The organism is Flavobacterium sp. GSB-24 (assembly GCF_027924665.1).
GTDB lineage: Bacteria > Bacteroidota > Bacteroidia > Flavobacteriales > Flavobacteriaceae > Flavobacterium.
On record NZ_AP027043.1, the window covers coordinates 215,989 to 240,585 of the forward strand.

Sequence of the window (24,597 nt, forward strand, 5' to 3'; positions counted from 1 at the left end):
GACTTAACACAATCACAAAAAAAGCATAAAAAAACCTACACTTTTAGCAGTATAGGTTTTTTTATGCTTTTTTAAAACAAATGTGTTTTATTCCTTCTCTATTTTTCTTGGCGTATCTTCGATTTGAATTGCACCAGAAGACAGCAAAGGCTGGTTATAAGCATGAGCTATTGACGCCTGCTGACGAATATACGCCATTTTTATTGCGGCAATTGCAGCTTCTGTTCCTTTATTTCCGTGAGCTCCTCCGCTTCTGTCAATTGACTGCTGCATATTATTATCTGTTAAAACACAGAAAATAACCGGAATATCAGTTTGAACATTCAAATCTTTAATTCCTTGAGTAACTCCTTCGCAAACGAAATCAAAATGCTTGGTTTCTCCTTGAATTACACATCCAATTACGATAACGGCATCAACATTTTGTGTTTGAAGCATTTTTTTTGCTCCGTAAATTAATTCAAAACTTCCTGGAACATTCCAGCGGATAATTTGCTGGGCAGGAACATCACAATCAATTAACGCATCAAAAGCACCATTATAAAGTCCTTCTGTTATAGTATCATTCCATTCAGAAACAACAATCCCAAACCGAAAGTCTTTCGCGTTTGGGATTGTGTTTTTATCGTATTCTGATAGATTTTTATTTTCAGTAGCCATCTGTTATATTTTAGATTTTTTAATTTAGTCCCGAAGCCTCGGGATAGATTTGTAACTACAAATCTACAATCTAAAATCTAAAGTCTAAAATTTTTATTGCGCTAATCCAATTAAGGCATCAACAGATGCTGCTTCTGGAGCACTGTCGTAATTATCTTTAATATCATTAAAATACTTCAATGCATCTTCTTTTTGACCTAAAGCTAGAGCAGTTTTTCCAGCTTTTAATAAGAAACGAGGCGTTGTAAAATCATTTTTGTTAGACTCAGCAGCTTTTACATAAAAATCAAGCGCTTCTTTTTGCTGATTTTTTTGAGAATAAGCATCTCCAGTTGCACCTTTAGCCAAAGCATTTAAGATTACATCTTCAGATTTAAATTCACCTAAATATTTAATTGCCTCATCAAATTTACCAGTATTTAAGTAAGCCATACCAGCATAGTAGTTTGCTAAATTTCCAGCATCAGTTCCAGAATATTCGTCAGCGATTTTAATAAATCCGAATTTACCTTCTGAACCGTTTAATGATAATTTGTATAATGAATCGCTAGAAACACCATTTACTGCTTTTTCAAAATTTTGCTGTGCAACAAACATTTCACTAGCCGCTTCTTCTTGTTTAGGAGTAGCAATAAATTTTTGGTAAGCCAAGTATCCAATTGTAGCAACAGCAATACCTGCAACTAAACCAATAATGATTTTTTGATTTTTAGCCACCCAATCCTCAGTTTTTGAAGCTGTCTCATCTAATTTTGAGAAAACGCCAGCTGTAGTGCTGTCTTTTTCGTCAATAACTACCTGTGCTTCTTCATTAACTTCTTTAACTTCCTTCTCTTTTGGTGTCTTATATCCTCTTTTATTGTAAGTTGCCATTTAAAAATTATTTAGTGAACGGCAAAAATAAAATTTTTATTGAAACCGACGTAAAAAATTTCAATTTTATCACTATTTTAAAAAAAATATTTTTGTTATGAACTTGCCCTTTCGCGGAAGCAATAAAATAAATCCGTTTGAAACAGCGCTAAAGTCTATTATATTGATATTTTTCGGTAATTTGCACCCTCAAATTTTTACTGCTCAAAAACAGTAATATTTATCGACTGAGTCCCTAAAAAATGCATTTAAACAAAATCTCTTTATTTAATTATAAAAACTTTTCTGAAGCCAGTTTTGATTTCGATATCAAGATCAATTGTTTCGTGGGAAAAAATGGTATTGGAAAAACCAATGTACTCGACGCTATTTATCATTTAGCATACGGAAAAAGTTACTTTAATCCGTTGGCTGTTCAAAATATCAAGCATGGCGAGGAGTTTTTTGTGATTGATGCCGAACTGGAAAAGAACGAAAGAACAGAACAGATTGTCTGCAGTTTAAAAAAGGGACAGAAAAAAGTTTTAAAGCGAAATGGAAAAGCCTATGATAAATTTTCAGATCATATTGGTTTTATTCCGTTAGTAATTATTTCGCCCGCCGACCGAGATTTGATTATTGAAGGAAGCGAAACGCGCCGTAAATTTATGGACAGCGTTATTTCGCAGTTAGATTCAACATACCTTCATCAGCTTATTCAGTATCAAAAAGTAATTGTACAGCGAAATGCGCTTTTAAAGTATTTTGCCCTTAATCACACTTTTGATAATGATACTTTATCTATATATAATGAACAGCTTAATGAATATGGAAAATCGATCTTTGAGAAACGAAAAGATTTCTTAGAACAATTTATACCTATATTTAATATACATCATCAAGCCATAACTGGATCTGAAGAAAGTGTACAATTGGTTTATGAAAGTCATTTGTTCGAAAAAGATTTATTAACGCTTTTACAGGAAAATATCAATAAAGATCGTGCGCTTCATTATACGACTGTTGGAATTCACAAAGACGATTTATCTTTTGAAATTGATTCACATCCGATAAAAAAATTTGGTTCGCAGGGACAGCAGAAATCTTTTTTGATTGCTTTGAAACTGGCTCAATTTGAATTTCTAAAAAAGCAAAGCGGTGTAAAACCCATTCTTCTGTTTGATGATATTTTTGACAAACTAGACGAAACTCGTGTGGCTAAAATTGTAGAAATGGTAAACAGCGAAACATTTGGCCAGCTTTTTATTTCTGATACACACCCAGAACGAACAGAAGCTATTGTAAAATCTACGCATCAAACTTATAAGATATTTAATTTGTAATTTTTTTGGTTTGCCACGAATTACACGAATTTTCACGAATTAAGTTTTGAAAAGGTTTTGCACTTTGTCAAAGCTGAGTCATAAATAATTAAAAATTAGCGTAAATTCGTGTAATTCGCGGCGAACTAAAATCAGTAAATTAGCCACAACATCAACTGCAATAAAAACATCAAATATGCTTACAAAAGAATCATTGCAATTTTTAGACGATTTAAAAAGAAACAATAACAGAGAATGGTTTCAGGAAAATAAAAAACGATATGAAGTTTTCAAGAAAGATTATCATCAATTGGTAAGTGATTTTCTTGATGTTATGAAACCACTTGATCCTTCATTAAAATTTTTAGAAGTTAAAAATTGTACTTTTAGAATCAACCGCGATATTCGTTTTTCTAAAGACAAATCTCCTTATAAATCACATTTAGGCGTTTGGATGTCTGCTGGAGCAAAAGGCGCAAACCGTTCTGGATATTATGTCCACATCGAAAAAGGTGCAAGTTTTATTGCAGGCGGATTTTATTCTCCAGACGCAGAAGATTTGAAGAAAGTCCGAAAAGAAATTGCTTTTTTCTATGATGATTTACACGAAATTTTAAACAATAAAGATTTCAAAAAAGAATTCGGAAGTTTGGATATAAATGAAAATAATTCGCTTAAAAGTATGCCTCGCGGTTACGAAAAAGATCATCCTGCAATAGAATTTTTAAAATTGAAAAGTTTTACAGCAACTCAAGTTTATGATATTTCTGAAGTAACTCAAAAAGATTTTGTTTCTAAAATGAGCAAAAAACTAATTGCTTTAAAACCTTTAAACGAATTTATCAATCGCGCCTTAGAGACTGAAGAATAAAACAGATAAATCGCCACGAATTTCACGAATTGACACGAATTAATTTGTGAAAATTTGTGAAATTCGTGGCGAAAAAAATTCATTTACCGAATGAAAAGAAAAATACTTTTTCTTGGAGAATCTTACCGCGCCGATGCTATAACCTGGATGAAAGGTTTGAAACAATTTGGCGATTTTGAAATTATAACTTGGGAACTTCAAACACCAAATAATTCCAAAGTCAACAGATTCAAACGTATCTTAGAATATTTCTTCTCTCCTATTTCAATTCGGAAAATCATCAAAAAAGAAAAACCAGACATGGTTATTGCCGAGAGAACCACCAGTTATGGATTTCTTGCAGCAATTTCAGGATCTAAAACTATCGCCATCGCGCAGCAAGGCCGAACTGATTTATGGCCGGAAGAATCTGTTTTGTATCCATTAAAAAAATTCATTCAGAAATATGCTTTTAAGAAAGCGCATTTAATTCACGCGTGGGGACCTGTCATGGCAATTCACATGAAAGCATCTGGAGTTGACATGAATAAAGTTTTAGTTCTCCCAAAAGGAATTGATTTGTCGATTTTCACTCCTTCCATCAATAATTCAAACAAAATTGAAGCGATCGTAACACGCTCTTTAATGCCAGAATATCGACACGATTCTATTTTAAAAGCATTTGGAATTTTGAATCAAAAAGGAATTGATTTTTCGCTTACTATTGTTGGCGACGGAACAAGATTGCAATTTTTAAAAGATTTAGCGAAAGAATTACAAATCAAAAATAAAGTAATTTTTACAGGAAGAATTCCGAATACTGAACTCCCACAATTATTACAGCGATCTAATATTTATATCAGTATGCCCATTACTGAAGGCGTTTCGGCCTCTTTATTTGAAGCAATGGCTTGTAATTGTTATCCCGTAGTTTCTGATATTCCCGGAAATCAAAGCTGGATTACGCATCGAGAAAATGGACAATTAGTTGAAATTGATAACATCGAAATGCTAGCCGAAGAATTAATTTGGTCTTTTGAAAATCCTGAATCTCGAAATGAAGCTGTTATTCGAAATAGAAAATTTGTAGAAGAAAATGCGAATTATGATATTAACATGAAGATTATTTCTGAGAAATATCATGAGCTGCTGTATGCTAGATTCAAATAATCACATCTAACATCATATTAAAAACCACACGTCTTTTAATTTTAATTTAACAAGAAATAATTTATATTTTATTTAAATTTGCCATTTTTATTACCGTAATGGAAGAATTAATAAATGGATCATACGAATTTGAAGAAGTTGATGCTAACCCTATGCACACAAAATATGATTTCGTAAGCATGGGTTTGAGGCAAATCCCGAAAAGAATTGCGATCCTAAAATATCCACAGCCCGGATTAGAAAAATATTATAATTTAGGCTTTGGAAATATCATAATTGATAAAAATGGGATCGAATCAATTTCTGACATGTCCAGAAATAACAACAAAAATGATAAAGACAAAGTACTAAAAACGGTTTTTACATGCGCTTTAGATTTCTTATCAACCCATCCTAATTCAATTTTGACCTTTTTTGGAAATACTTCTGCAAAACACAGATTATACAAAATAGGCGTAAGTAATAATTTAGACGCAATTGAAAGCTGCTTCATTATAAAAGGAGGAATAATTCGTGACCTACGAATTAAAGAAAATAGTAAGAGTGGGAAACGACCGGATTCAATAATCAATATTGAGAAGATTGAATATGAAATTTATAATCCTGCTAAAAGTAATTTATATAATTTTATAACATTTGAATTAAGAAGCCACCTAAAATAAATTTTTATACTTTTGTAACATTAAAATGTATTGCTATGAAAAATACAATTAAAACTATTTTAGACAAATCTAAAAAAAAGACTACTGTTACTTATATAGACAAGGAAAACAGAACCTCATTTGACGAAACTTTTGGAAAACAGAAAATGGAAATAGCTTCTAAATTGATTGGTGACAATTCCATCACTATTTCTGAAAAGTTATCTACAAAATAAAACTTAAAAAGAACTTAGAATATTTATAGCCTTCAAATCTGGAGGCTTTTTTATTTAACAAAAAAACACTTTTAAAGTATCTGATTTTAATACAAAAAACAATTCAAACAAATTATAATCCTTACTTTTGAACTCAGTAAAAAAAGCCTTTTATTTATGGAAATCCAATCCAATTTTTCTTTAAAAAACTACAATACTTTTGGCATTGAAGCCAGTGCTAAAAAATTCGTTGCTGTTCATTCTATTGCTGAGTTAAAAACAGTTTTACAGGAAAACAAAAACGAAAAAAAATTCATTTTAGGTGGTGGCAGTAATATGCTTTTGACTAAGGATATTGATGCTCTTGTGATTCACATCGACTTAAAAGGCAAAAAAACAATTAAAGAAGATGAAGATTTTGTCTGGGTCGAAAGTCAGGCTGGTGAAACCTGGCATGATTTCGTTATTTATACTATCGATAATAATTTTGGAGGATTAGAAAACATGTCTCTAATTCCAGGAAATGTAGGCACGACTCCAGTACAAAATATTGGCGCTTATGGAACTGAGATTAAAGACACTTTTGTCTCTTGCGAAGCGATGAATATGGAAACTCAGGAAATGAAAACATTCACTAATGATGAATGTAATTTCGGCTACCGTGAAAGTATTTTTAAACACGAAGTAAAAGACCAGTTCATTATTACTTCTGTTGTCTTTAAATTGACTAAACGCAATCATAAAATCAATACTTCTTACGGAGATATTTTGGCAGAATTGTCAAAAAACAATATTACTGAGCCAACTTTAAAAGATGTCAGTAATGCTGTAATTGCTATTAGACAAAGCAAGTTACCAGACCCAAAAGAACTTGGAAACAGCGGCAGTTTCTTTAAAAATCCGATTTTATTGAAATCTGATTTCGAGAAAATCCATCAGAAATTTCCTGAAATGAAGTTTTATGAAGTCTCCGAAAATGAAGTAAAAGTTCCTGCAGGCTGGCTTATAGAACAGGCTGGTTTTAAAGGAAAACGTTTTGGCGATGCTGGGGTCCATAAAAATCAGGCATTGGTTTTAGTAAATTATGGCAATGCAACTGGACAAGAAATTTTAGCGGTTTCTAAAGAGGTACAAAAGACAGTTTTTGACACTTTTGGAATTCATATTGAAGCTGAAGTGAATGTGATATAAAACACAAATTTCACAAATTTGCACTAATTATTATTTCTGTCAGACTGAGCGAAGTCGTAGTCCTTTTACTGATAAAATCTCGACTCCGCTCGATGTGACAAAAAATGGATCGCACTTATAAATAAAAATGAACGAAAATATTCTGATTAAAACAGCTGATCCAAACGACGAGAAAGTTCAAAAGATTATTGATGAATTGTCTGCTAATCTATTTGTACGTTTTGGAAGTGATGGGAAGAATTCTTTTACAGACTGGCAGATTGACAATCCAAAATTTGTATTTGTTGTTGCGGAAATAGATAATGAAATTGTTGGGTGCGGCGCCATTAGACCTATTGAAGAAAACATAGGCGAAGTTAAACGAATGTATTCTAAATTTAGCGGAAAGAAAATTGGCCAGAATATTTTAGAATTTTTAGAAGAAAAAGCTAAAACGATTGGTTTTAAAGAGTTAGTTTTAGAAACACGAGTAAAAAACAACCAAGCAACTCAATTTTATCAAAAACAAGGATATAAAGTAACTCCGAATTACGGAAAATATATTGATCGACCAGAGGCAATTTGTTTTAGAAAGTCTTTGATATAAAATCACATAAAATGTATACACCCGATTTATACAAAAATGAGAATCCAGAAGAAATCAGAACTTTTCTGAAAGACAATAGTTTTGGCATTCTTATTAATCAGACTCACGGAAAATTATGCGCAACGCATATTCCGATAGAACTTGAAATCAATGCCGATGGAAAAGAAATTTTACAGGGTCATATTTCAAAACTGAATCCACAGTCCGAAGGTTTTGCAGAAAACGATCAGGTTTTAGCAGTTTTTACAGGTCCGCACAGTTACATTTCATCTTCCTGGTACGATCACGAAAATGTTCCAACTTGGAATTACATAGCCGTACATGTTTACGGAAAAATCAAAATTGTAGATTACGAAACTTCTGTAGAGCAGCTTAAAAAACTAGTTGATAAATACGAAGCAAACTCAGAAAATCCTGTTCGCGTTGAAGATTTATCTGCAAAAACAATGCGCGAAGCACGAGGAATTTTTGGTTTTGAAATAGAAATTGAGGAAATTCAAGCCACAAAAAAACTTTCTCAAAATCGCGACGATCATAATTATAAAAATATTATTACTGAATTAGAAAAAACTGAAAACCCTCAGTCTATTGCTGTTGCAAAAGAAATGTCAAAATGCCGAAAGTAAATTGGCTTTAATCATTGAAAATTACTAATTCATAACTACCTTTGTTCTCGCAAATTTCAGCTATTAACAGACATTAAAACTATATGCTTATAACTTTATTTTACTTTTTTATTGCTATTGTTTTTATTCAACTTTTCTACTATTTAGGAATTTTTGGAAAATTTGCTTTTGCTAAACCCCAGCAGATTACACCAAAAAAACTTCCCGTTTCTGTAGTTGTCTGCGCTAAAAATGAAGAAGAGAATGTAAAAAAATATATTCCGCTTTTAGCACAGCAAGATTATCCTGATTTTGAAATTGTTTTAATTGACGACGCATCAAGCGATGAAACTTTAGAAGTATTTGAAGAATTTGAAAAGGAATTCCCCAATATTCGTTTAGTAAAAGTAGAAAACAATGAAGCTTTTTGGGGAAATAAAAAATATGCTTTAACACTTGGAATTAAAGCCACAAAAAAAGATTATTTACTGTTTACTGATGCTGATTGTTTCCCAACTTCTAAAGATTGGATTACATCTATGACTTCGCATTTTACCCTGAACAAAACGATTGTTTTGGGTTATGGGGGTTACGAAAAAGTAGAGCGTTCGTTTTTAAACAAAGTTATTCGTTTTGAAACTATCCTCACAGCTGTTCAATATTTTTCATGGGCAAAATTAGGACTTCCGTACATGGGTGTGGGACGAAATTTAGCTTACAAAAAAGAAGAGTTTTTTAATGTAAATGGTTTTATCGATCACATTCAGATTCGTTCTGGTGATGATGATTTATTTATTAATCAAGCCGCAAACAAAACCAACACAACTATTTCTTATACACCTGAAAGTTTTACATATTCAAAACCTAAAAAAACGTACAAAGAATGGTTTACTCAGAAAAGAAGACATATTTCTACAGCAGAGCATTATAAGTTTTTTGACAAAATGCAGCTGGGATTATTCTTCATCTCACAATTATTCTTCTTTTTATTAGTTGTAATTCTGCTGGCTTTTCAATTTCAATGGATTGCCGTATTAGCAATTTTAGCAACACGCTACACCGTTGTTTGGACAGTAATTGGGTGTTCGGCAGGAAAACTCAAAGAAAATGATCTTAAAATTTGGTTTCCAGTTGTTGAGATAGCGCTTATATTAACGCAAATTAATATCTTTATAACTAATATCTTTTCAAAACCGGTATATTGGAAATAAATTCTAAAATAGAAAAAGCAAAAAAAGGCGATCAAATCGCCTTTACTTTTTTATTAGATCATTATTGGAATGAGGTGTATGCTTTTATGCTTAAGCGAACAGAAAACGAAACCACGGCAGAAGATATTACTATAGAAACTTTTTCTAAAGCTTTTGATAAAATTGCTTCTTATAATTCTGAATTTCAATTCAACACCTGGCTCATTGCCATTGCTAAAAATGTTTATATTGATTTGTTACGAAAAAAGAAAACTAATCTTTTTATCGAAATAACAGACAACGAAGATCAGCAGGCTTATAATATAGCCGACCCTACTCCCTCTGCCGAAGATGCTTTAATTAAAGAACAGAATCTTTCTCGTCTGCTCTTATGCATTAAAGAACTCAAACCTCACTACCAAGAAGTAATTCAGCTTCGTTATTTTCAAGAAATGTCTTATCAGGAAATTGCTGTTAAGATAGACGAACCTTTAAGCAGTGTAAAAGTTAAACTTTTACGTGCTAAAAAATTATTGGCAGAAATTATCGAACGTAATAGATAATTTATTATCTTTAGGTAAATATAAATATACTATTCGTATATTTATTCTTAAAAAAATAATTTTACCACACATTAAAACTACAACTTTTGCGTTGTTAGCTCAAACCTAAACCTTTTCTGCGTATGATTTAAAGTTACTTAACCTTAAAACCCAAAAATTATGTCTAAATTAAGTATCTATGAAAACAAGTGGACAGATCTTGTTTTCGAAAACAAAAACAAAGAGTACGGCGCATATCAATTACGTCAGGAGAATTCTAAAAATTCTGTTACAGCTCTATTTATGGGTTTACTGTTATTAACGGCTTTAGGAAGTGCATCTGTAGTCATTAACAAATTTAGGACACCAGCAGACCATAATTCGGCTCAAACAGATCCTATTTACAAAGATCCATTGGTTGTTGTAAAAATTGACCCAATAATTGCACCTCCACCACCAGCACCACCAGCACCGGTAGTAGAGCAAACTGCAGCGAGCAAAACAGACGCATCGCAATTAATCAATCCAGTGGTAACTAAAACACAAGATGCGGTCGAAAAAATTGCACCAAACACTGAGAATGTTCCAGTTGTAGAAAACCTTAACGGAAGTGGTACTTCTGTTAACCCAATTCCAGTTAGTGGAGGCGGTGGCGGGAATGGTGATGCTGCTTCTGTAACACCTAAAAGCGATGGGCCAGTTTCAACTGCTATTCTGGACAAACAACCTGAATTTCCAGGTGGAATCGCCCAGTTCTACAAATATGTAGGAAACAATTTCCGCAGACCAGAATTGGATATGGAAAAAACATTAAAAGTATATGTTTCTTTCGTAGTGGAAAAAGACGGATCTCTTACTGATATTATTGTGAGAAATGATCCTGGGTACGGAGTAGGTAAAGAAGCTATTAGAGTTTTAAAATCATTAAAAACAAAATGGAAACCAGGTATTCTAGATGGAGAACCTGTGAGAACAGCATACAATCTTCCAATTACGGTACAAACGGTAGTGGAATAACAAACAGAAAAAAGCAGAACTTAGGTTCTGCTTTTTTATTTATCTTTAATTTCGAATTATCAGAAGAAAGTTTACAGGTCTTTTTGAATAATTTCTAAATTAAAAATTTGATTTAATGCCTTTTACCTTTTCTCATCCCGCAATTATTCTTCCTTTAAGGTATTTACCAAAAACATGGTTTCTCTAACCGCTTTAATTATTGGAAGTTTAACTCCAGATTTTGAATATTTTTTACGAATGAAAGTCAGAAGCCTGTACAGTCATACTCTAGCAGGTATTTTTTGGTTTGATTTACCACTTGCCATATTACTTGCTTTTATCTTTCATAATCTTACGAGAAATCTCTTATTTCAAAATCTTCCATCGTTTATCAAAAGCAGAATATTAATTTATACCGATTTTAATTGGAATATCTACTTTAAAAAAAATTGGCATGTCGTTTTAATTTCTTCATTGATTGGTATAATCTCTCATATTTTTTGGGATGCTTTTACACACAATCACGGTTATTTTGTAAATCAAATTGATACTCTCAGAAATACAATCTCGTTTTTTGGAACAGAAATTCCTTTTTGGAAACTAGCACAACATGCTAGCACTTTTATCGGATGTATAATAATTATTGCCGCCTTGTTTAATCTTCCACAAAATGATAACCTAAAAAGCTGTACTAACAAATTATATTGGATTACTGTAATTTTATTTACTGCATCAATCTTATTCATTAGATTTATCATAAATCTAAAGGCTTTAAATATTGGGAATTTTGTCGTGTCTTTTATTGCTTCATTTCTAATTGCAATTATATTAACGCCACTGATAATTAAATTTAAATCAAACATAAAAAATTAGCAAAATCAATTACTTTTACTACTTCTAAAGACAATTGATTTAACTAATAAAAGAACAAATAATGGGAATATTTTCTGCTATTCTTGGAAATGCAGGTGCTGTAAGCCAAGAAGATTTAATTAAAAAATACGGACAGCTTTTAACTACTAATGAAGAAATCGAAATGGGTTTTAAACTTATTCGTGATACTTTCATCTTTACCAACAAAAGACTGATTTTAGTTGATGTGCAAGGAATTACTGGAAGCAAAACCGAATATAAATCTATTGCCTACAAAAACATCACAAGATTTAGCGTAGAAACTGCAGGAACTTTTGACCTTGATGCCGAATTAAAAATTTGGATTTCAAGCGAACAACAGCCAAGTATAGTAAAACAATTTAACAAATCGGTTAATGTTTACGAAGTACAAAAAATCCTTGCTTTTCACGTATTGGGATAAAACAAAACCCGGCAAATTTAAAATCTGCCGGGTTTATTATTTTTTAAGAAGAAATATTATTTCTTTTTAGTTGTTGTCTTCTTTGTTGTAGCTGCCTTTTTAGTTGCGACTGGAACTGTATTTACAATTTTCTGCTGCACATAAGGCTTGTATAAACCATCTTTTTCTGCTCTCTTCTTTGCATCTTCTGCTCTTTGTTTAGCATCAGGGTGCGAGCTCATCATTCGGTCGATAAAAGAAGCCTCAGATCCTTCGCTCATTTTGGCTAAAATTCTGAATGCAGATTCTTCAGCATTTACATTGTAACCGTTTTTCTTTAAGAAGTTATATGCAAACAAATCTGCCTCAGATTCTTGTTTTCTACTGTGTTTGCTATCAATTAAAGCACTTCCAATTTTCCCTAACTGACTATCTGTTATTGCTGTAATTTTTGCAGATTGAGAAGAAACACCATCAATTAATGCTTCTTTTTGATATGCTGCTCGCATTGCATCTCTTGAATCATTATTGGCTACGTGGCCAATTTCGTGACCAATAACTGCCAATAATTCATTATCATCCATAATATCCATTAATCCAGAAAATACACGTACACTTCCGTCGGCAGTAGCAAAAGCATTCACGTCTTTAACTTTATATACTTTATAGTTTAATGTATACCCATCACCAGCTGCGTGTTTTCCAAAAATCCTGTTTAATCTTAAAGTGTAACCATCGTTTGGACCCGCAACTTCATTTTCAGTATCCATTTTTGCAACTGCTTCTTTAGATAAAGCCGCAGCATCTGCATTTGTTAAGGTAAAAGCGGTTACTCCTTTTTGAACTGCTCCTATTGCTTTATCTCCAAAATTAATTTGTGCTGTCGTTTTTGTTAAACCACATACAGCAAATAAAAGTCCTGCTATTATAGATTTTTTTTTCATGTTTTTAAAAATTACAATTTAACAACAAATGTAAATAACAAAATGCTATTTCATTTCACACAAAAATTTGTTTTTTCAATAAATAAATATATGAATTTTTAATGAGTTTAAAATGTCATAAATCCATTTATTCTTAACGCTATAAACAAAAACCGGCAAATTCTATAGAATCTGCCGGTTTGTAAATTAATTATATTAAAATTACTTCTTTTTTGTTGTTGTCTTCTTTGCAGTTGTTTTTGTTGTTGCTTTTGTAGCTGTTACAGGTGCAGTATTTACAATTTTCTGCTGTACATAAGGTTGATATAAACCATCTTTTACTGCTCTTTTTTTAGCATCATCTGCCCTTTTGCCAGCGTCTGGATGAGAGCTAACCATCTTGGTAAGAAAAGATGCCTCTGATCCTTCACTTAAATTTTGGAGAATTCTAAATGCTGATTCCACCGCATTAACATCGTAACCATGTTTTTTCATGAAATCATATGAGAATGTATCTGCTTCAGATTCTTGTTTTCTACTATGCTTGCTATCAATCATTGCGCTTCCTAATTTTCCTAATTGAGATGCCGTAATAGTCTCAATTTTTCCTGACTGGGATGAAGCTGCATCTAATAAAGCCTCTTTTTTATATGCTGCTTTAATTGCATCTCTAGTATCATGATTCACAACATGCCCAATCTCATGGCCGATAACAGCTAGTAATTCGTTATCATCCATAATATTCATTAAACCTGCAAATACACGAACGCTTCCATCTGCACAAGCAAAAGCATTAATATCTTTTACTAAATAAACTTTATAATTTAAATTAACACCTTCACTGGAAGTATGTTTTCCAAATAAACGGTTTAATCGAAGTGTATAACCATCTGTTGGTCCTGCAACAGGGTTATTTGCATCCATTTCAGCAATAGATCTTGCGGCTAAAGCTGCCGCGTCAGCATCACTAAAAGTAAAGCCTGAAACACCTTTGCCTAAAGCTCCCATAGCCTTATCTGAAAGAATTTGGGCATCCATTTTAGCAAAGCCAAACACTGTCAATAAAATTCCTAATACAATAAATCCCTTTTTCATATTTTTAAAACTATTAAATTAACAACAAAAATAGTACAGCATAAATCCTGAGTTATCCCAAGAAGCCAAATTTGTAATAGATTAAGGTGGAATTTTAAAATTCATAAAGTTTAGCCAAACATCAAAATCTTGAGCAGGATTAAAAATATAAACCTAAAAATCTATTTTAAAAACAGACTTTTTACATTTAAACTTCATATTATGAAATACTAGCAGAAGACACGAAAAGTAAACGAAAACAAAATTAGCATCATCAAATAAACTACATTCCGTATCTTTGTGCTTTGAAAATTGATATATGGAAACAGTCTCTGCAAATATACCTACGGCAAAACCTAAGTGGTTAAAAGTAAAACTGCCAATTGGACAAAAATATACTGAACTTAGAGGTTTGGTCGATAAATATAGCTTAAACACAATTTGTACCTCGGGAAGCTGCCCAAATATGGGCGAATGCTGGGGTGAGGGAACTGCAACTTTCATGATTTTAGGAAATGTTTGTACTCGTTCTTGTGGATTTTGCGGCGTAAAAACCGGTAGACCAGAAACGGTAGACTGGGATGAACCTGAAAAAGTAGCTCGATCTATTAAAATCATGAATATCAAACACGCTGTAATTACAAGTGTGGATAGAGATGATTTAAAAGATGGAGGTTCTATCATTTGGATGGAAACCGTTAGAGCCATTCGAAGAATGAATCCAAACACAACTCTTGAAACTTTAATCCCAGATTTTCAAGGAATTGAAAGAAACATCGATCGTATCGTTGAGGCAAATCCTGAGGTAGTTTCTCATAATATGGAAACAGTAAGACGTTTGACCCGTGAAGTTCGTATCCAAGCAAAATATGATAGAAGTTTAGAAGTGCTTCGTTATTTAAAAGAAAAAGGCATTAACAGAACTAAATCTGGAATTATGCTTGGTCTTGGAGAAACTGAAGAAGAAGTTTTTCAAACGATGACTGACTTACGAAATGCAAATGTTGATGTGGTAACTATTGGACAATATTTACAACCAAGTAAAAAACATCTTCCGGTAAAAGAATTTATTACACCTGAGCAATTTGAACGATATGAAAAATTCGGTCTTGCGTTAGGTTTCAGACATGTAGAAAGCGGACCACTGGTACGTTCTTCTTACAAAGCACAAAAACATATTTTATAAAAAGTTTAATTGTTTAATCGTTTAATTGTAAAACCGATTAAACGATTAATCAATGAAACGAATAAACAAAAAATTGAAAACAAGAATTGCCATTAATGGATTTGGAAGAATCGGCAGAAATTTATTTCGCCTGCTTTTAAATCATCCTGAAATTGAAGTCGTTGCCATAAATGATATTGCAGATAACAAAACCATGTCACATTTAATTAAATATGACAGTATTCATGGTGTTCTGCCTTTTGATGTAAGTCATGATGAAAATAGTATTATTGTAGATGGCAGACATTTTTTCTTTTTTCACGAAAAGAAAATTTCAAATTTAGATTGGAAATCGCATTCAATTGATATTGTAATTGAATCAACAGGAAAATATAAAACGCACGAAGAATTAAATGCGCATTTAGAAGCAGGTGCCAAAAAAGTAATTCTTTCTGCGCCATCTGAAGTAGACACTATAAAAACTGTAGTTCTTGGTGTAAATGAATCTATTTTGGATGGAGACGAAGACATAGTTTCTAATGCAAGCTGTACCACGAATAATGCCGCTCCAATGATTAAAATTATTGAAGAATTATGCGGAATCGAGCAGGCTTACATTACAACTATACATTCTTACACTACAGATCAAAGTCTTCATGACCAGCCCCATAAGGATTTACGACGTGCAAGAGGTGCTAGTCAGTCGATTGTTCCAACAACTACTGGCGCAGCTAAGGCATTAACAAAAATTTTTCCTAAATTGCACAACAAAATGGGAGGATGCGGTATTCGAGTACCAGTTCCCGACGGTTCATTAACAGATATAACCTTCAATGTAAAACGTGCCGTAAGCATTGAAGAAATAAATAAAGCATTTAAAGAAGCCTCAAAAACAAATTTAAAAGGAATATTAGATTACACCGAGGATCCTATTGTCTCGGTCGATGTAATTGGCAACACACATTCTTGTTTATTTGATGCACAGTTGACTTCGGTTATCGATAAAATGGTAAAAGTAGTAGGCTGGTATGATAACGAGATTGGCTATTCATCAAGATTGATAGATTTAATTTTACTAATAAGAAAAAAATAAGGTTCATTGTAAAAGCATTGCCATACATGAAATACTGTCTTTTTATTGTTGTTTGTTTTCTTAATTCGTTTTTGTATTCTCAAGCCAAAAAGAATACGGATAGCGTTACCTATTACAACAAGCTTGCTAACAGTAATCTTAACAATAAAAAGTACAATCAGGCTGTTATTTACACTCAAAAATCTATTAATTATTGTGAAGTAAATGGCAAAAAAGAAAATCTAGCCAATCAGACTTTTAAGCTTGGTAAAATCTTTTACAATAAAGGTAAATTTGAAGATGCTTTAAAGAATTTTCACAAGACTGTTTCTTTATTCGACACCCTAAAACCGAGCTGCCTAAAAGTTTTAGCATTAAATTATATTGGAGCAGCTAATAGCGCAAAAGGCGATTACAAAACCGCAGCTGTTTATTACGCAAAAGCCGAAGATTTATTAAAAAAACTTAATATTGCAGATCATGCGCATGCTTTAGACTATCAAAGAGCGCTGGCTTTAAAGACCAACAAAGATTTTGTTACGGCAGCAAATAATTTTAAAAGAATCACAAAACAGCCGGATAATCCTTCAATTATTAAAACCAAGGTAGATTCTTATTATCAGCTTGGTTTGATAGAAACACAGCTGCAAAGGAATGATTCTGCGATAATATATTTTGACAAAGCTTTAGACTACAATGCTAAAATCAATGATTTTCAAAAAAAATCTAAAATTGTTTTAGCAATTAGTCAATACTACAAGCAAAAGAAAAATTATGATTTGGCGTATTCGTATTTAGACGAGCACTATCAGCTGGAAAATTATATCTTAAAATTAAAAAATGCGAAAGTTGATTTAAATGAATTTGAAAAATTTAAAAAAAATCAATCTTTAAATAATACCATAAAAAGAGAGAGCGAAGAAAAAATTCAGATGAAAACCTATCGGTATTCTAAGTTAGTCAGCATTTTGGCAATAGCACTGATTTCGATTTTGTCACTTTTGAGTTTGGCTTTATACAAAAATAATATCATTAGAAATCAGAATAATTTACTGCTTCGCGAAAAAAACAAAGAATTGATTTTAGCTAAAAACAAAGCTGAAAAAGCTTCGAAAGCACGATCTGAATTTTTGTCGACAGTAAGCCACGAATTAAGAACTCCACTGAACGCTATTAACGGAATTACACATCTATTGCTAGAAGATAATCCCAAGAAAAACCAGTTGAAATATTTAGAATCTTTGAAATTTTCAGGTAATTATTTAACCACTTTTATCAATGAAATTTTAGAGGTAAATAAAATTGATTCGACTAAAGTTGAAATTGAAAATATCAGTTTCAATCTAAAAGAGCTTCTTTTTAATATTCAAAGTTCATTAAAAGAGTTAGCTACTGCCAACAAAAATTATTTCAATTTAGAAATAGACAAATCGATTCCTGATAATTTAATGGGAGATCCTACCAAATTATCTCAAATCATATTAAACTTAATCAATAATGCTTTAAAATTTACCCAAAATGGACATGTAAATGTTATTGCAAAATTATATTCCCAAGAAGAAGAAAATGCAACTGTCTACTTTGAAATTGTTGACACTGGAATTGGAATTCCTGAAGACAAACTTCAAAGTGTTTTCGAAAGTTTCTCTCAAGGATCTATCGAGGTTAACAGGAAATACGGAGGAACTGGTCTTGGTCTTACAATCGTAAAAAAACTGATTGAACTACTCGGAGGAGAAATAAAATTAAAAAGCGAAGTGGGTAAAGGTTCTACTTTTACTTTCAAATTAAATTTTAAAATTAACAACGAACCATTGGAAGTAATTGAAGAAGCGAAACCTTATAGCGATAAACAATTGAAACACAAATCTATTTTATTGATTGAAGACAACAAAATCAATCAGATGATTACCAGAAAAATGCTTGAAAACAAAAACATTAGCTGCGAAATTGTAGATAATGGCGAAGAGGCTGTTGAACTTCTAAAAATCAAACGTTTTGACATGGTTTTAATGGATGTACATCTTCCTGGAATTAATGGCACAACGGCAACCAAATTGATTCGTGAATTTGACAAAACAACTCCAATTATTGCATTGACGGCAATTTCGCTTGACGAAAATCGTGACATGCTTCTTTCTTTTGGGATGAATGACGTAATTACTAAACCTTTTGTTCCAGACGAATTTTATACCACTATTGCTAAGTTTTTTGATTAGCTAAAATAGTGAGGTGTTAAGATTCTAAGTTTTCTTTCACATAGTCTAAAATGGCAGCATCAAAATTTTGCTGGTGATTTATGAAAGTACTTTTTATGGGCAGATAATACAATTGAGAAACTATTTTAGAATCTTTTAAACGAACGTAATCTTTCTCGGTTGTAATTATTTTTCTTCCATTTGCTTTAGACTGAATCGACTCTAAATCGGCATCAGCAAAATGATGATGGTCTGGAAAAGTTAGGCATTCATCATTTTCATTCTTTAAAAAGTCAAAAAATGGTTTTGGTTTTGCAATTCCAGCCAAAAGCAATTTAGATTCAGCTTTGACTTCACTAACTGCAATTCTTTCATTTTTACTATAAATCTCTTCATCATAATCTATAAAAGTAAAAAAGACTTGCTGTGAAGAGCTTAATTTTAGTTTTAACCTAATCGCATTTTGTTCTTCTTCAGATAAATTTTTAGGGCATTTTGTAACCACAACAATGCTGGCTCTTTCTGATCTGCTCCTGCTTTCTCGAAGATTTCCTGTTGGCAGCATAAAATCATCTGCATATAAATCTCCATAAGCAGTTAGCAGAATATAAAAACCTGCTTTTACTTTTCGGTGTTGATAAGCATCGTCAAGCAAAATAATTTCTGGTTTTTCCTTTTGTGAGAGTAATTGCTGAATTCCGTTTGTACGATTGGCATCGACAGCAACCTGAACATTTGGAAATTTTTGATAAAACTGAAAAGGTTCGTCGCCCAATATTTCAGCATTTGAATTTTCATCAGCCAAAACAAAACCTTCCGACTTTCTTTTATAACCACGGCTTAAAGTCGCAACTTTATATTTATCTGATAACAAACGAATCAAATACTCAATTTGCGGCGTTTTACCAGTTCCGCCCACACTTAAATTTCCAACTGCAATTACAGGAAGATCAAAGAAAGTTGCTTTTAGAATTCCTTTATCAAATAGAAAATTACGAATGCTGGTAATAAAACCATACAAAATAGCGAAAGGGAAAAGTATTTTTCGAAGTAAGTTCATAGAATTATTTATCTGAGTAATGACCCATTGCAGAAACTATAATAACGGTGACAATCTCTTCTTCTACACGATAAATCATTCTATCTTTTTGATTAATTCTTCTAGACCAATATCCATTAAGGTTATACTTCAACTCCTCTGGTTGTCCTTCTCCCAAAAAAGGGGTTTCAGTTAGTTCTAAAAGTATTTTTTCAATCTTTTTTATGGTAGCTTTATTTCCTGATTTATAGTGATTTTTCAAATCTTTACGAGCAATATCGTCAAATTCTACAAAATACTTCCCCATATATCATCTGGATTTAATCTTGTCGTTTTTCCTTGTTTAATATTCTCTTCTGCTTTTTTAACTTTTTCAATAAATTCGGCACTATAAATACTTTCCTCCTCTTTAACTTGTCCATAATTATCTGTTTCAACAACTTCAATGCCCTCAACGCCTTTAAAAAAAGCTTCGAACATTGCCATAAATGCTTTTCCTGTCTTTGTATGTTCGTTAATTTTTATTGTTGTCATGACTTACAAATTTTATATTACAAATGTAGTAATTTTGTACAAGTATAAATTTATTGCCTCATACTATAATTGTTTATAGTTAAATCAAAATTTGAAATCACAAAATGAAAATATCAAACATAATATCAGTTCTAGAAGAAATGGCGCCTCTCGCCTATGCAGAAGATTTTGACAACGTTGGACTTTTAGTCGGAAATTCAGAAACTGAATGCACAGGGGTTTTAGTTTGTCACGACGCTTTAGAAAATGTCATTGAAGAAGCTGTTACTAAAAATTGTAATCTTGTAGTTTGTTTTCATCCGATTTTATTTTCTGGAATTAAAAAAATTACTGGTAAAAATTATGTTGAGCGCGCAATCTTAAAAGCTATAAAAAATGATATTGCCATTTATGCAATTCACACTGCACTAGATAATCACTCTCAAGGTGTAAATAAAATTTTCTGCGACGCATTAGGATTAGCAAACACAAAAATATTAGTTCCAAAAAACAATTTCATTCAAAAATTAGTCACTTTTACTGTTCCGGATAATGCTGACAAAGTTCGAAATGCATTATTTGAAGCTGGAGCGGGCAATATCGGAAATTATGACAATTGCAGTTTTAATACTCAAGGTTTTTTTACTTTTCAAGGAAATGAGCAAAGCAATCCTGTAATTGGAGAAAAAGGAAAACTGCATACGGGAGAAGAAATTAAAATCGAAGTCGTTTTTGAAAAACATCTTCAATCTAGAATTTTAAAAGCACTTTTTGCCAATCATATTTATGAAGAAGTCGCTTATGAAATTTATGATCTGCAAAATTCACATCAAAATATAGGTTTAGGAATGGTTGGTGAATTTGAAAATGAACTGGACGAAAAAGATTTTCTTCTTTTAGTAAAAGAAAAAATGATTGCCGACGGAATTCGTCATTCTGCTTTTTTAGGAAAAAAAATTAAAAAAGTTGCCGTGCTGGGAGGTTCTGGAAGTTTTGCCATAAAAAATGCAATTCAGGCTGGAGCTGATGCTTTTTTGACCGCCGATTTAAAATACCATCAATTTTATGAGGCCGAAAACAAGTTACTTTTAGCCGATATTGGTCATTTTGAGAGCGAACGCTATACAAAAAATTATATTGTTGATTATCTTCGAAAAAAAATTCTTAATTTTGCGATCATTTTATCGGAAGAAAATACAAATCCAGTTAAGTACTTATAGAATATGACGAATACGAAAGAATTAAGTGTTGAGGACAAGTTAAGAGCAATATATGATTTACAGCTTATTGACTCTAGAATTGACGAAATCAGAAACGTTAGAGGAGAACTTCCTTTAGAGGTTGAAGATTTGGAAGATGAAGTTGCGGGCTTAAGCACACGTTCAGAGAAACTGAAAGGTGAACTTGAAGTAATTGAAGAGCAAATCAAAGCAAAGAAAATTGCTATTGAAGAGCATAAAGAGGTTATCAAAAAATACACTAAACAACAAGAAACTGTTCGTAACAACAGAGAGTTTAATTCTTTGACAAAAGAGGTTGAATTTCAAGAATTAGAAATTCAATTGGCTGAAAAGCAAATAAAAGAAATGAAAGCTTCTATTGAGCACAAAAAAGAGGTTATTTCTAATTTAAAAGAAAAACTTGATGCTAAAAGCTCTCATTTAAAACATAAAAAATCTGAATTGGACGCAATTATGGCTGAGACTCAAAAAGAAGAAATTTTCTTGACTGAGAAATCTGCTGAATTTGCTGGACAAATTGAAGATAGATTATTAGCTGCTTACAACAGAATCAGAAGCAGTGTACGTAATGGTTTAGCTGTAGTTTCTATCGAAAGAGGAGCTTCTGCTGGATCTTTCTTTACAATTCCACCTCAAACACAGGTAGAAATTGCTTCAAGAAAGAAAATCATCACAGATGAGCACTCTGGAAGAATTTTAGTTGACAGCGCTTTAGCTGAAGAAGAAAAAGAAAAAATGGAACAATTGTTCTCAAAATTCTAAATAAACGGTCCCGATTCAATCGGGACTTTTTTTTATATTTATTTGCCACAGATTAAAATGATTTACACAGATTTAAAATATCTCGATATTTTGAGATTAAATCTTTAAAATCATTTTAATCTGTGGCAAAACTTTTTTTAGCAGGCGTACAGTCATATTTTTTTACCTTTACTAAAAATTTAAGTTTTGAAAATTAAAAAAGGAATTCGTTTTATTACATTAAAATCTGTTGGATCATACATTAACTTTTTGAGTTATGTGCGTCCGCAAAGAGCCACCGAACTTTCTTATGCACTTTTTAGCCAGCCGAGAGTTGGCAGACTACAAAAAGAAACACTTCCGAAAATTCTACGAAATACCGAAACAGAAATTTTTCATCATAACGAACATCATTTTCAAACCTATATCTGGAAAGGAAATGAAACCAAAATTTTATTAGTTCACGGCTGGGAAAGTAATGCTTCGCGCTGGAAAAAAACTTTACCGCATCTCCAAAAATCTGGAAGCACTATTATTGCAATTGATGCACCAGCACACGGACAAAGCAGTGGAAAAGAATTTAATGTGCCGCTTTATGCGGAGTTTATTAATAAAGCGGTTGAAAAATACCAGCCCACAATTATTATCGGGCATTCTATCGGCGGCGCAGCTTGCATATATCATCAGTATTTATTTCCGAATACGAGTATTAATAAAATGGTAATTCTTGGTGCCCCGTCAGATCTCAAAACTTTGATTGATAATTATATTTCAATGCTGAGTCTGAACTCTAAAATGCTGTCTCTTTTAGAAGGCAAATTCATAAATCGATTCAACTTTAAATTTGAAGATTTTTCCGGACAAAAATTTGCATCCCAATTTACTATTCCAGGTTTTATTGCTCATGATACTTCAGATAAAATTGTTGCTTTTGAAGAAGGAAAAAAAATAGCCAGTAATTGGAAAAACAGTCAGTTCATCGAAACAAGCGGTTTAGGCCACGGAATGCATGATGATGAATTGTATGAGAAAGTTATTGAGTTTTTGTTTTCTTCTGAAGGGTCAAAGTAACAAAGACACAAAGTAGCAAAGGTTTTCTTCACATTTCACATATAACGCATAACCAATAACTTACAACCAATAACTTATAACTCCAAAAAAATGATCGCCGTAATTTTTGAAGTCATTCCCAACGAAGGAAAAAAAGAAGAATATCTAGATATTGCTGCGAGTCTGCGTCCTGAATTGAATACTATTGATGGCTTTATTTCTATAGAAAGATTTCAAAGCTTGAATGATCCTGGAAAAATTTTGTCTTTATCTTTTTGGAGAGATGAAGAAAGTATTCAGCAATGGCGAAATCTCGAAATGCATCGTCTAGCGCAATCAAAAGGAAGAAATGGAATTTTTAAAGATTATCATTTACGAATTGCAGCTGTAGTTCGCGATTATGGAATGTTTGAAAGAAAAGAAACTCCTGACGATAGTTCCATTTTTCATGACTGAGAAAATGCACAAAGATGCAAAGGTTCATAGGAACAAAGTTTTTTTAGATTCTGAGTTGCTAGGATTCTAAGTTTTGCTTAACAAAATCTAAAATTCTAAGAAGTCTAACAATCTAAGAAGTCCTAAATTTTAGCTACTTTTGCATTATGGAAGAAAATCTAAAACGTCTTAATAAATTTATTGGCGAAACGGGCTATTGTTCTCGTCGTGAAGCCGATAAATTAATCGAAGAAGGACGCGTAACAATAAATGGCGCTGTGCCAGAAATGGGGACTAAAGTTTCTCCAAATGACGAAGTACGTATTGACGGCAAACTAATTGTCGAAAAACATGAAAAATTGGTTTATCTGGCATTTAATAAACCTGTTGGAATTGAGTGTACAACCAATCTTGAAGTTAAAAATAATATCGTAGACTATATTAATTACCCGAAACGTATTTTTCCAATCGGGAGATTGGATAAAGCCAGTGAGGGATTAATTTTTATGACCAATGATGGTGATATCGTCAACAAAATTCTACGCGCCAGAAACAATCACGAAAAGGAATATACCGTTACTGTCGACAGACCTATTACAGATCGTTTTATTCAGCGTATGGGAAATGGTGTTCCGATTCTAGATACGGTTACCAAAAAATGTAAAGTAGAACAGATTAGCAAGTATACCTTTAAAATCATTTTAACGCAGGGATTAAACCGTCAAATTAGAAGAATGGCAGAATATCTCGGTTACGAAGTAACGGCGCTTAAACGTATCCGAATTATCAATATTTCTTTAGATGTTCCTGTCGGGCGTTACCGCGATTTAACTGATGAGGAAATAAAAGAATTAAATCAGTTAATCGAGCCTTCCAGTAAAACTGAAGAAGCAAGTTTTCCTAAAGTGGAAAACCTGAATAAAAATTTAAATCAAAGTTCAAATCAAAATTCAAGTCGAAGAACAACGTTTATTTCTAAGCATGATCCTCGATTTAAAAAAAGAGGAGATAATTAAATATCAAAAGTCCCAT

At 32.3% G+C, this 24,597-nt stretch carries 28 protein-coding genes; 21 read left to right on the plus strand and 7 right to left on the minus strand.

Features of this window, described 5'->3' with window-relative positions; translation table 11 throughout:
- Positions 1 to 87: 87 nt before the first annotated feature.
- Positions 88 to 660, minus strand: coding sequence for a 6,7-dimethyl-8-ribityllumazine synthase (ribH, locus tag QMG60_RS01035; protein ID WP_134142394.1), 573 nt, complete (start codon positions 658 to 660; stop codon positions 88 to 90).
- 93 nt (positions 661 to 753) lie between these two features.
- Positions 754 to 1,533, minus strand: a complete 780-nt coding sequence (locus QMG60_RS01040) for a tetratricopeptide repeat protein (protein ID WP_057114784.1) — start codon at positions 1,531 to 1,533, stop codon at positions 754 to 756.
- A gap of 242 nt (positions 1,534 to 1,775) precedes the next feature.
- On the opposite strand from QMG60_RS01040, the gene QMG60_RS01045 reads away from it, so the two are divergent.
- From QMG60_RS01045 to QMG60_RS01105, 13 genes are all read left to right on the plus strand, one after another.
- The gene (locus QMG60_RS01045; protein WP_134142390.1) at positions 1,776 to 2,855 is read left to right on the plus strand and encodes a DNA replication/repair protein RecF; all 1,080 of its coding nucleotides are present in this window, start codon (positions 1,776 to 1,778) and stop codon (positions 2,853 to 2,855) included.
- 175 nt (positions 2,856 to 3,030) lie between these two features.
- Positions 3,031 to 3,705, plus strand: a complete 675-nt coding sequence (locus QMG60_RS01050) for a DUF2461 domain-containing protein (protein ID WP_281866614.1) — start codon at positions 3,031 to 3,033, stop codon at positions 3,703 to 3,705.
- A gap of 90 nt (positions 3,706 to 3,795) precedes the next feature.
- On the plus strand, positions 3,796 to 4,854 hold the full coding sequence (locus QMG60_RS01055; protein ID WP_281866615.1) for a glycosyltransferase: 1,059 nt from the start codon (positions 3,796 to 3,798) through the stop codon (positions 4,852 to 4,854).
- Positions 4,855 to 4,952: 98 nt separating this feature from the next.
- Positions 4,953 to 5,516, plus strand: coding sequence for a hypothetical protein (locus tag QMG60_RS01060; protein WP_057114788.1), 564 nt, complete (start codon positions 4,953 to 4,955; stop codon positions 5,514 to 5,516).
- A gap of 35 nt (positions 5,517 to 5,551) precedes the next feature.
- Entirely contained in the window at positions 5,552 to 5,731 is a 180-nt protein-coding gene (locus QMG60_RS01065) for a hypothetical protein (RefSeq protein ID WP_057114789.1), read from the plus strand.
- A 156-nt stretch (positions 5,732 to 5,887) separates the two neighbouring features.
- Positions 5,888 to 6,901 carry a UDP-N-acetylmuramate dehydrogenase gene (murB, locus tag QMG60_RS01070; RefSeq protein ID WP_281866616.1) on the plus strand — a complete coding sequence of 338 codons (1,014 nt, stop codon included), beginning with the start codon at positions 5,888 to 5,890 and terminating at the stop codon, positions 6,899 to 6,901.
- A gap of 127 nt (positions 6,902 to 7,028) precedes the next feature.
- Positions 7,029 to 7,487, plus strand: a complete 459-nt coding sequence (locus tag QMG60_RS01075) for a GNAT family N-acetyltransferase (protein ID WP_057114791.1) — start codon at positions 7,029 to 7,031, stop codon at positions 7,485 to 7,487.
- Positions 7,488 to 7,498: 11 nt separating this feature from the next.
- The gene (locus tag QMG60_RS01080; protein ID WP_281866617.1) at positions 7,499 to 8,113 is read left to right on the plus strand and encodes an FMN-binding negative transcriptional regulator; all 615 of its coding nucleotides are present in this window, start codon (positions 7,499 to 7,501) and stop codon (positions 8,111 to 8,113) included.
- 83 nt (positions 8,114 to 8,196) lie between these two features.
- Entirely contained in the window at positions 8,197 to 9,303 is a 1,107-nt protein-coding gene (locus QMG60_RS01085) for a glycosyltransferase (RefSeq protein WP_281866618.1), read from the plus strand.
- Positions 9,294 to 9,845 carry a sigma-70 family RNA polymerase sigma factor gene (locus tag QMG60_RS01090; protein ID WP_057114794.1) on the plus strand — a complete coding sequence of 184 codons (552 nt, stop codon included), beginning with the start codon at positions 9,294 to 9,296 and terminating at the stop codon, positions 9,843 to 9,845. Before QMG60_RS01085 ends, QMG60_RS01090 begins: the two co-directional genes overlap by 10 nt.
- Positions 9,846 to 10,004: 159 nt before the next feature.
- Positions 10,005 to 10,841 carry an energy transducer TonB gene (locus QMG60_RS01095; protein ID WP_057114795.1) on the plus strand — a complete coding sequence of 279 codons (837 nt, stop codon included), beginning with the start codon at positions 10,005 to 10,007 and terminating at the stop codon, positions 10,839 to 10,841.
- A gap of 174 nt (positions 10,842 to 11,015) precedes the next feature.
- Entirely contained in the window at positions 11,016 to 11,693 is a 678-nt protein-coding gene (locus tag QMG60_RS01100) for a DUF4184 family protein (RefSeq protein WP_281866619.1), read from the plus strand.
- A 61-nt stretch (positions 11,694 to 11,754) separates the two neighbouring features.
- Positions 11,755 to 12,135 (plus strand): PH domain-containing protein, encoded by a 381-nt coding sequence (locus QMG60_RS01105; protein ID WP_179007952.1) that lies wholly within the window; start codon positions 11,755 to 11,757, stop codon positions 12,133 to 12,135.
- A 56-nt stretch (positions 12,136 to 12,191) separates the two neighbouring features.
- Here QMG60_RS01105 and QMG60_RS01110 read toward each other — a convergent pair whose 3' ends face one another.
- Both QMG60_RS01110 and QMG60_RS01115 read right to left on the minus strand, forming a co-directional pair.
- On the minus strand, positions 12,192 to 13,058 hold the full coding sequence (locus QMG60_RS01110) for a M48 family metalloprotease (protein ID WP_281866620.1): 867 nt from the start codon (positions 13,056 to 13,058) through the stop codon (positions 12,192 to 12,194).
- A gap of 201 nt (positions 13,059 to 13,259) precedes the next feature.
- Entirely contained in the window at positions 13,260 to 14,132 is an 873-nt protein-coding gene (locus tag QMG60_RS01115) for a M48 family metalloprotease (protein ID WP_281866621.1), read from the minus strand.
- Between the two features lie 298 nt (positions 14,133 to 14,430).
- Here QMG60_RS01115 and lipA point away from each other — a divergent pair, with 298 nt between their 5' ends.
- The 3 genes from lipA (at position 14,431) to QMG60_RS01130 (ending at position 18,567) form a co-directional block, all read left to right on the plus strand.
- Complete coding sequence (gene lipA, locus QMG60_RS01120) at positions 14,431 to 15,297, plus strand: lipoyl synthase (protein ID WP_281866622.1); 867 nt, start codon at positions 14,431 to 14,433, stop codon at positions 15,295 to 15,297.
- 73 nt (positions 15,298 to 15,370) lie between these two features.
- Positions 15,371 to 16,369 carry a type I glyceraldehyde-3-phosphate dehydrogenase gene (gap, locus tag QMG60_RS01125; RefSeq protein WP_057114977.1) on the plus strand — a complete coding sequence of 333 codons (999 nt, stop codon included), beginning with the start codon at positions 15,371 to 15,373 and terminating at the stop codon, positions 16,367 to 16,369.
- Between the two features lie 26 nt (positions 16,370 to 16,395).
- On the plus strand, positions 16,396 to 18,567 hold the full coding sequence (locus QMG60_RS01130; protein ID WP_057114801.1) for an ATP-binding protein: 2,172 nt from the start codon (positions 16,396 to 16,398) through the stop codon (positions 18,565 to 18,567).
- A 16-nt stretch (positions 18,568 to 18,583) separates the two neighbouring features.
- Here the strand turns inward: QMG60_RS01130 and lpxK are convergent, their stop codons facing one another.
- From lpxK to QMG60_RS01145, 3 genes are read right to left on the minus strand one after another with little or no spacing between them, the layout of a single operon-like run.
- Positions 18,584 to 19,606 carry a tetraacyldisaccharide 4'-kinase gene (gene lpxK / locus QMG60_RS01135; RefSeq protein WP_281866623.1) on the minus strand — a complete coding sequence of 341 codons (1,023 nt, stop codon included), beginning with the start codon at positions 19,604 to 19,606 and terminating at the stop codon, positions 18,584 to 18,586.
- A 4-nt stretch (positions 19,607 to 19,610) separates the two neighbouring features.
- The gene (locus QMG60_RS01140; protein WP_281866624.1) at positions 19,611 to 19,892 is read right to left on the minus strand and encodes a Txe/YoeB family addiction module toxin; all 282 of its coding nucleotides are present in this window, start codon (positions 19,890 to 19,892) and stop codon (positions 19,611 to 19,613) included.
- Entirely contained in the window at positions 19,874 to 20,119 is a 246-nt protein-coding gene (locus QMG60_RS01145) for a DUF2683 family protein (protein WP_281866625.1), read from the minus strand. Before QMG60_RS01145 ends, QMG60_RS01140 begins: the two co-directional genes overlap by 19 nt.
- A gap of 104 nt (positions 20,120 to 20,223) precedes the next feature.
- Between QMG60_RS01145 and QMG60_RS01150 the strand changes: the two genes are divergently transcribed.
- The 5 genes from QMG60_RS01150 (at position 20,224) to rluF (ending at position 24,581) form a co-directional block, all read left to right on the plus strand.
- The gene (locus tag QMG60_RS01150) at positions 20,224 to 21,318 is read left to right on the plus strand and encodes a Nif3-like dinuclear metal center hexameric protein (RefSeq protein WP_281866626.1); all 1,095 of its coding nucleotides are present in this window, start codon (positions 20,224 to 20,226) and stop codon (positions 21,316 to 21,318) included.
- A gap of 3 nt (positions 21,319 to 21,321) precedes the next feature.
- Positions 21,322 to 22,101, plus strand: a complete 780-nt coding sequence (locus QMG60_RS01155) for a C4-type zinc ribbon domain-containing protein (RefSeq protein ID WP_057114806.1) — start codon at positions 21,322 to 21,324, stop codon at positions 22,099 to 22,101.
- A 186-nt stretch (positions 22,102 to 22,287) separates the two neighbouring features.
- Complete coding sequence (locus QMG60_RS01160) at positions 22,288 to 23,151, plus strand: alpha/beta fold hydrolase (protein WP_134142363.1); 864 nt, start codon at positions 22,288 to 22,290, stop codon at positions 23,149 to 23,151.
- Between the two features lie 90 nt (positions 23,152 to 23,241).
- The gene (locus QMG60_RS01165; RefSeq protein ID WP_281866627.1) at positions 23,242 to 23,586 is read left to right on the plus strand and encodes an antibiotic biosynthesis monooxygenase; all 345 of its coding nucleotides are present in this window, start codon (positions 23,242 to 23,244) and stop codon (positions 23,584 to 23,586) included.
- 146 nt (positions 23,587 to 23,732) lie between these two features.
- Positions 23,733 to 24,581 (plus strand): 23S rRNA pseudouridine(2604) synthase RluF, encoded by an 849-nt coding sequence (rluF, locus tag QMG60_RS01170; RefSeq protein ID WP_281866628.1) that lies wholly within the window; start codon positions 23,733 to 23,735, stop codon positions 24,579 to 24,581.
- The last annotated feature ends 16 nt before the right edge of the window (positions 24,582 to 24,597 follow it).

Coding starts and splice junctions, on each gene's coding strand:
- QMG60_RS01040 (WP_057114784.1), bottom strand. CDS start 1,533: ATGGCAACTTACAATAAAAGAGGATATAAGACACCAAAAGAGAAGGAA.
- QMG60_RS01050 (WP_281866614.1), top strand. CDS start 3,031: ATGCTTACAAAAGAATCATTGCAATTTTTAGACGATTTAAAAAGAAAC.
- QMG60_RS01150 (WP_281866626.1), top strand. CDS start 20,224: ATGAAAATATCAAACATAATATCAGTTCTAGAAGAAATGGCGCCTCTC.
- QMG60_RS01155 (WP_057114806.1), top strand. CDS start 21,322: ATGACGAATACGAAAGAATTAAGTGTTGAGGACAAGTTAAGAGCAATA.
- QMG60_RS01075 (WP_057114791.1), top strand. CDS start 7,029: ATGAACGAAAATATTCTGATTAAAACAGCTGATCCAAACGACGAGAAA.
- rluF (WP_281866628.1), top strand. CDS start 23,733: ATGGAAGAAAATCTAAAACGTCTTAATAAATTTATTGGCGAAACGGGC.
- QMG60_RS01115 (WP_281866621.1), bottom strand. CDS start 14,132: ATGAAAAAGGGATTTATTGTATTAGGAATTTTATTGACAGTGTTTGGC.
- QMG60_RS01085 (WP_281866618.1), top strand. CDS start 8,197: ATGCTTATAACTTTATTTTACTTTTTTATTGCTATTGTTTTTATTCAA.
- QMG60_RS01100 (WP_281866619.1), top strand. CDS start 11,016: ATGGTTTCTCTAACCGCTTTAATTATTGGAAGTTTAACTCCAGATTTT.
- QMG60_RS01045 (WP_134142390.1), top strand. CDS start 1,776: ATGCATTTAAACAAAATCTCTTTATTTAATTATAAAAACTTTTCTGAA.
- lpxK (WP_281866623.1), bottom strand. CDS start 19,606: ATGAACTTACTTCGAAAAATACTTTTCCCTTTCGCTATTTTGTATGGT.
- QMG60_RS01165 (WP_281866627.1), top strand. CDS start 23,242: ATGATCGCCGTAATTTTTGAAGTCATTCCCAACGAAGGAAAAAAAGAA.
- QMG60_RS01110 (WP_281866620.1), bottom strand. CDS start 13,058: ATGAAAAAAAAATCTATAATAGCAGGACTTTTATTTGCTGTATGTGGT.
- QMG60_RS01105 (WP_179007952.1), top strand. CDS start 11,755: ATGGGAATATTTTCTGCTATTCTTGGAAATGCAGGTGCTGTAAGCCAA.
- ribH (WP_134142394.1), bottom strand. CDS start 660: ATGGCTACTGAAAATAAAAATCTATCAGAATACGATAAAAACACAATC.
- QMG60_RS01065 (WP_057114789.1), top strand. CDS start 5,552: ATGAAAAATACAATTAAAACTATTTTAGACAAATCTAAAAAAAAGACT.
- lipA (WP_281866622.1), top strand. CDS start 14,431: ATGGAAACAGTCTCTGCAAATATACCTACGGCAAAACCTAAGTGGTTA.
- QMG60_RS01140 (WP_281866624.1), bottom strand. CDS start 19,892: ATGGGGAAGTATTTTGTAGAATTTGACGATATTGCTCGTAAAGATTTG.
- murB (WP_281866616.1), top strand. CDS start 5,888: ATGGAAATCCAATCCAATTTTTCTTTAAAAAACTACAATACTTTTGGC.
- QMG60_RS01145 (WP_281866625.1), bottom strand. CDS start 20,119: ATGACAACAATAAAAATTAACGAACATACAAAGACAGGAAAAGCATTT.
- QMG60_RS01055 (WP_281866615.1), top strand. CDS start 3,796: ATGAAAAGAAAAATACTTTTTCTTGGAGAATCTTACCGCGCCGATGCT.
- QMG60_RS01080 (WP_281866617.1), top strand. CDS start 7,499: ATGTATACACCCGATTTATACAAAAATGAGAATCCAGAAGAAATCAGA.
- QMG60_RS01130 (WP_057114801.1), top strand. CDS start 16,396: ATGAAATACTGTCTTTTTATTGTTGTTTGTTTTCTTAATTCGTTTTTG.
- QMG60_RS01095 (WP_057114795.1), top strand. CDS start 10,005: ATGTCTAAATTAAGTATCTATGAAAACAAGTGGACAGATCTTGTTTTC.
- QMG60_RS01060 (WP_057114788.1), top strand. CDS start 4,953: ATGGAAGAATTAATAAATGGATCATACGAATTTGAAGAAGTTGATGCT.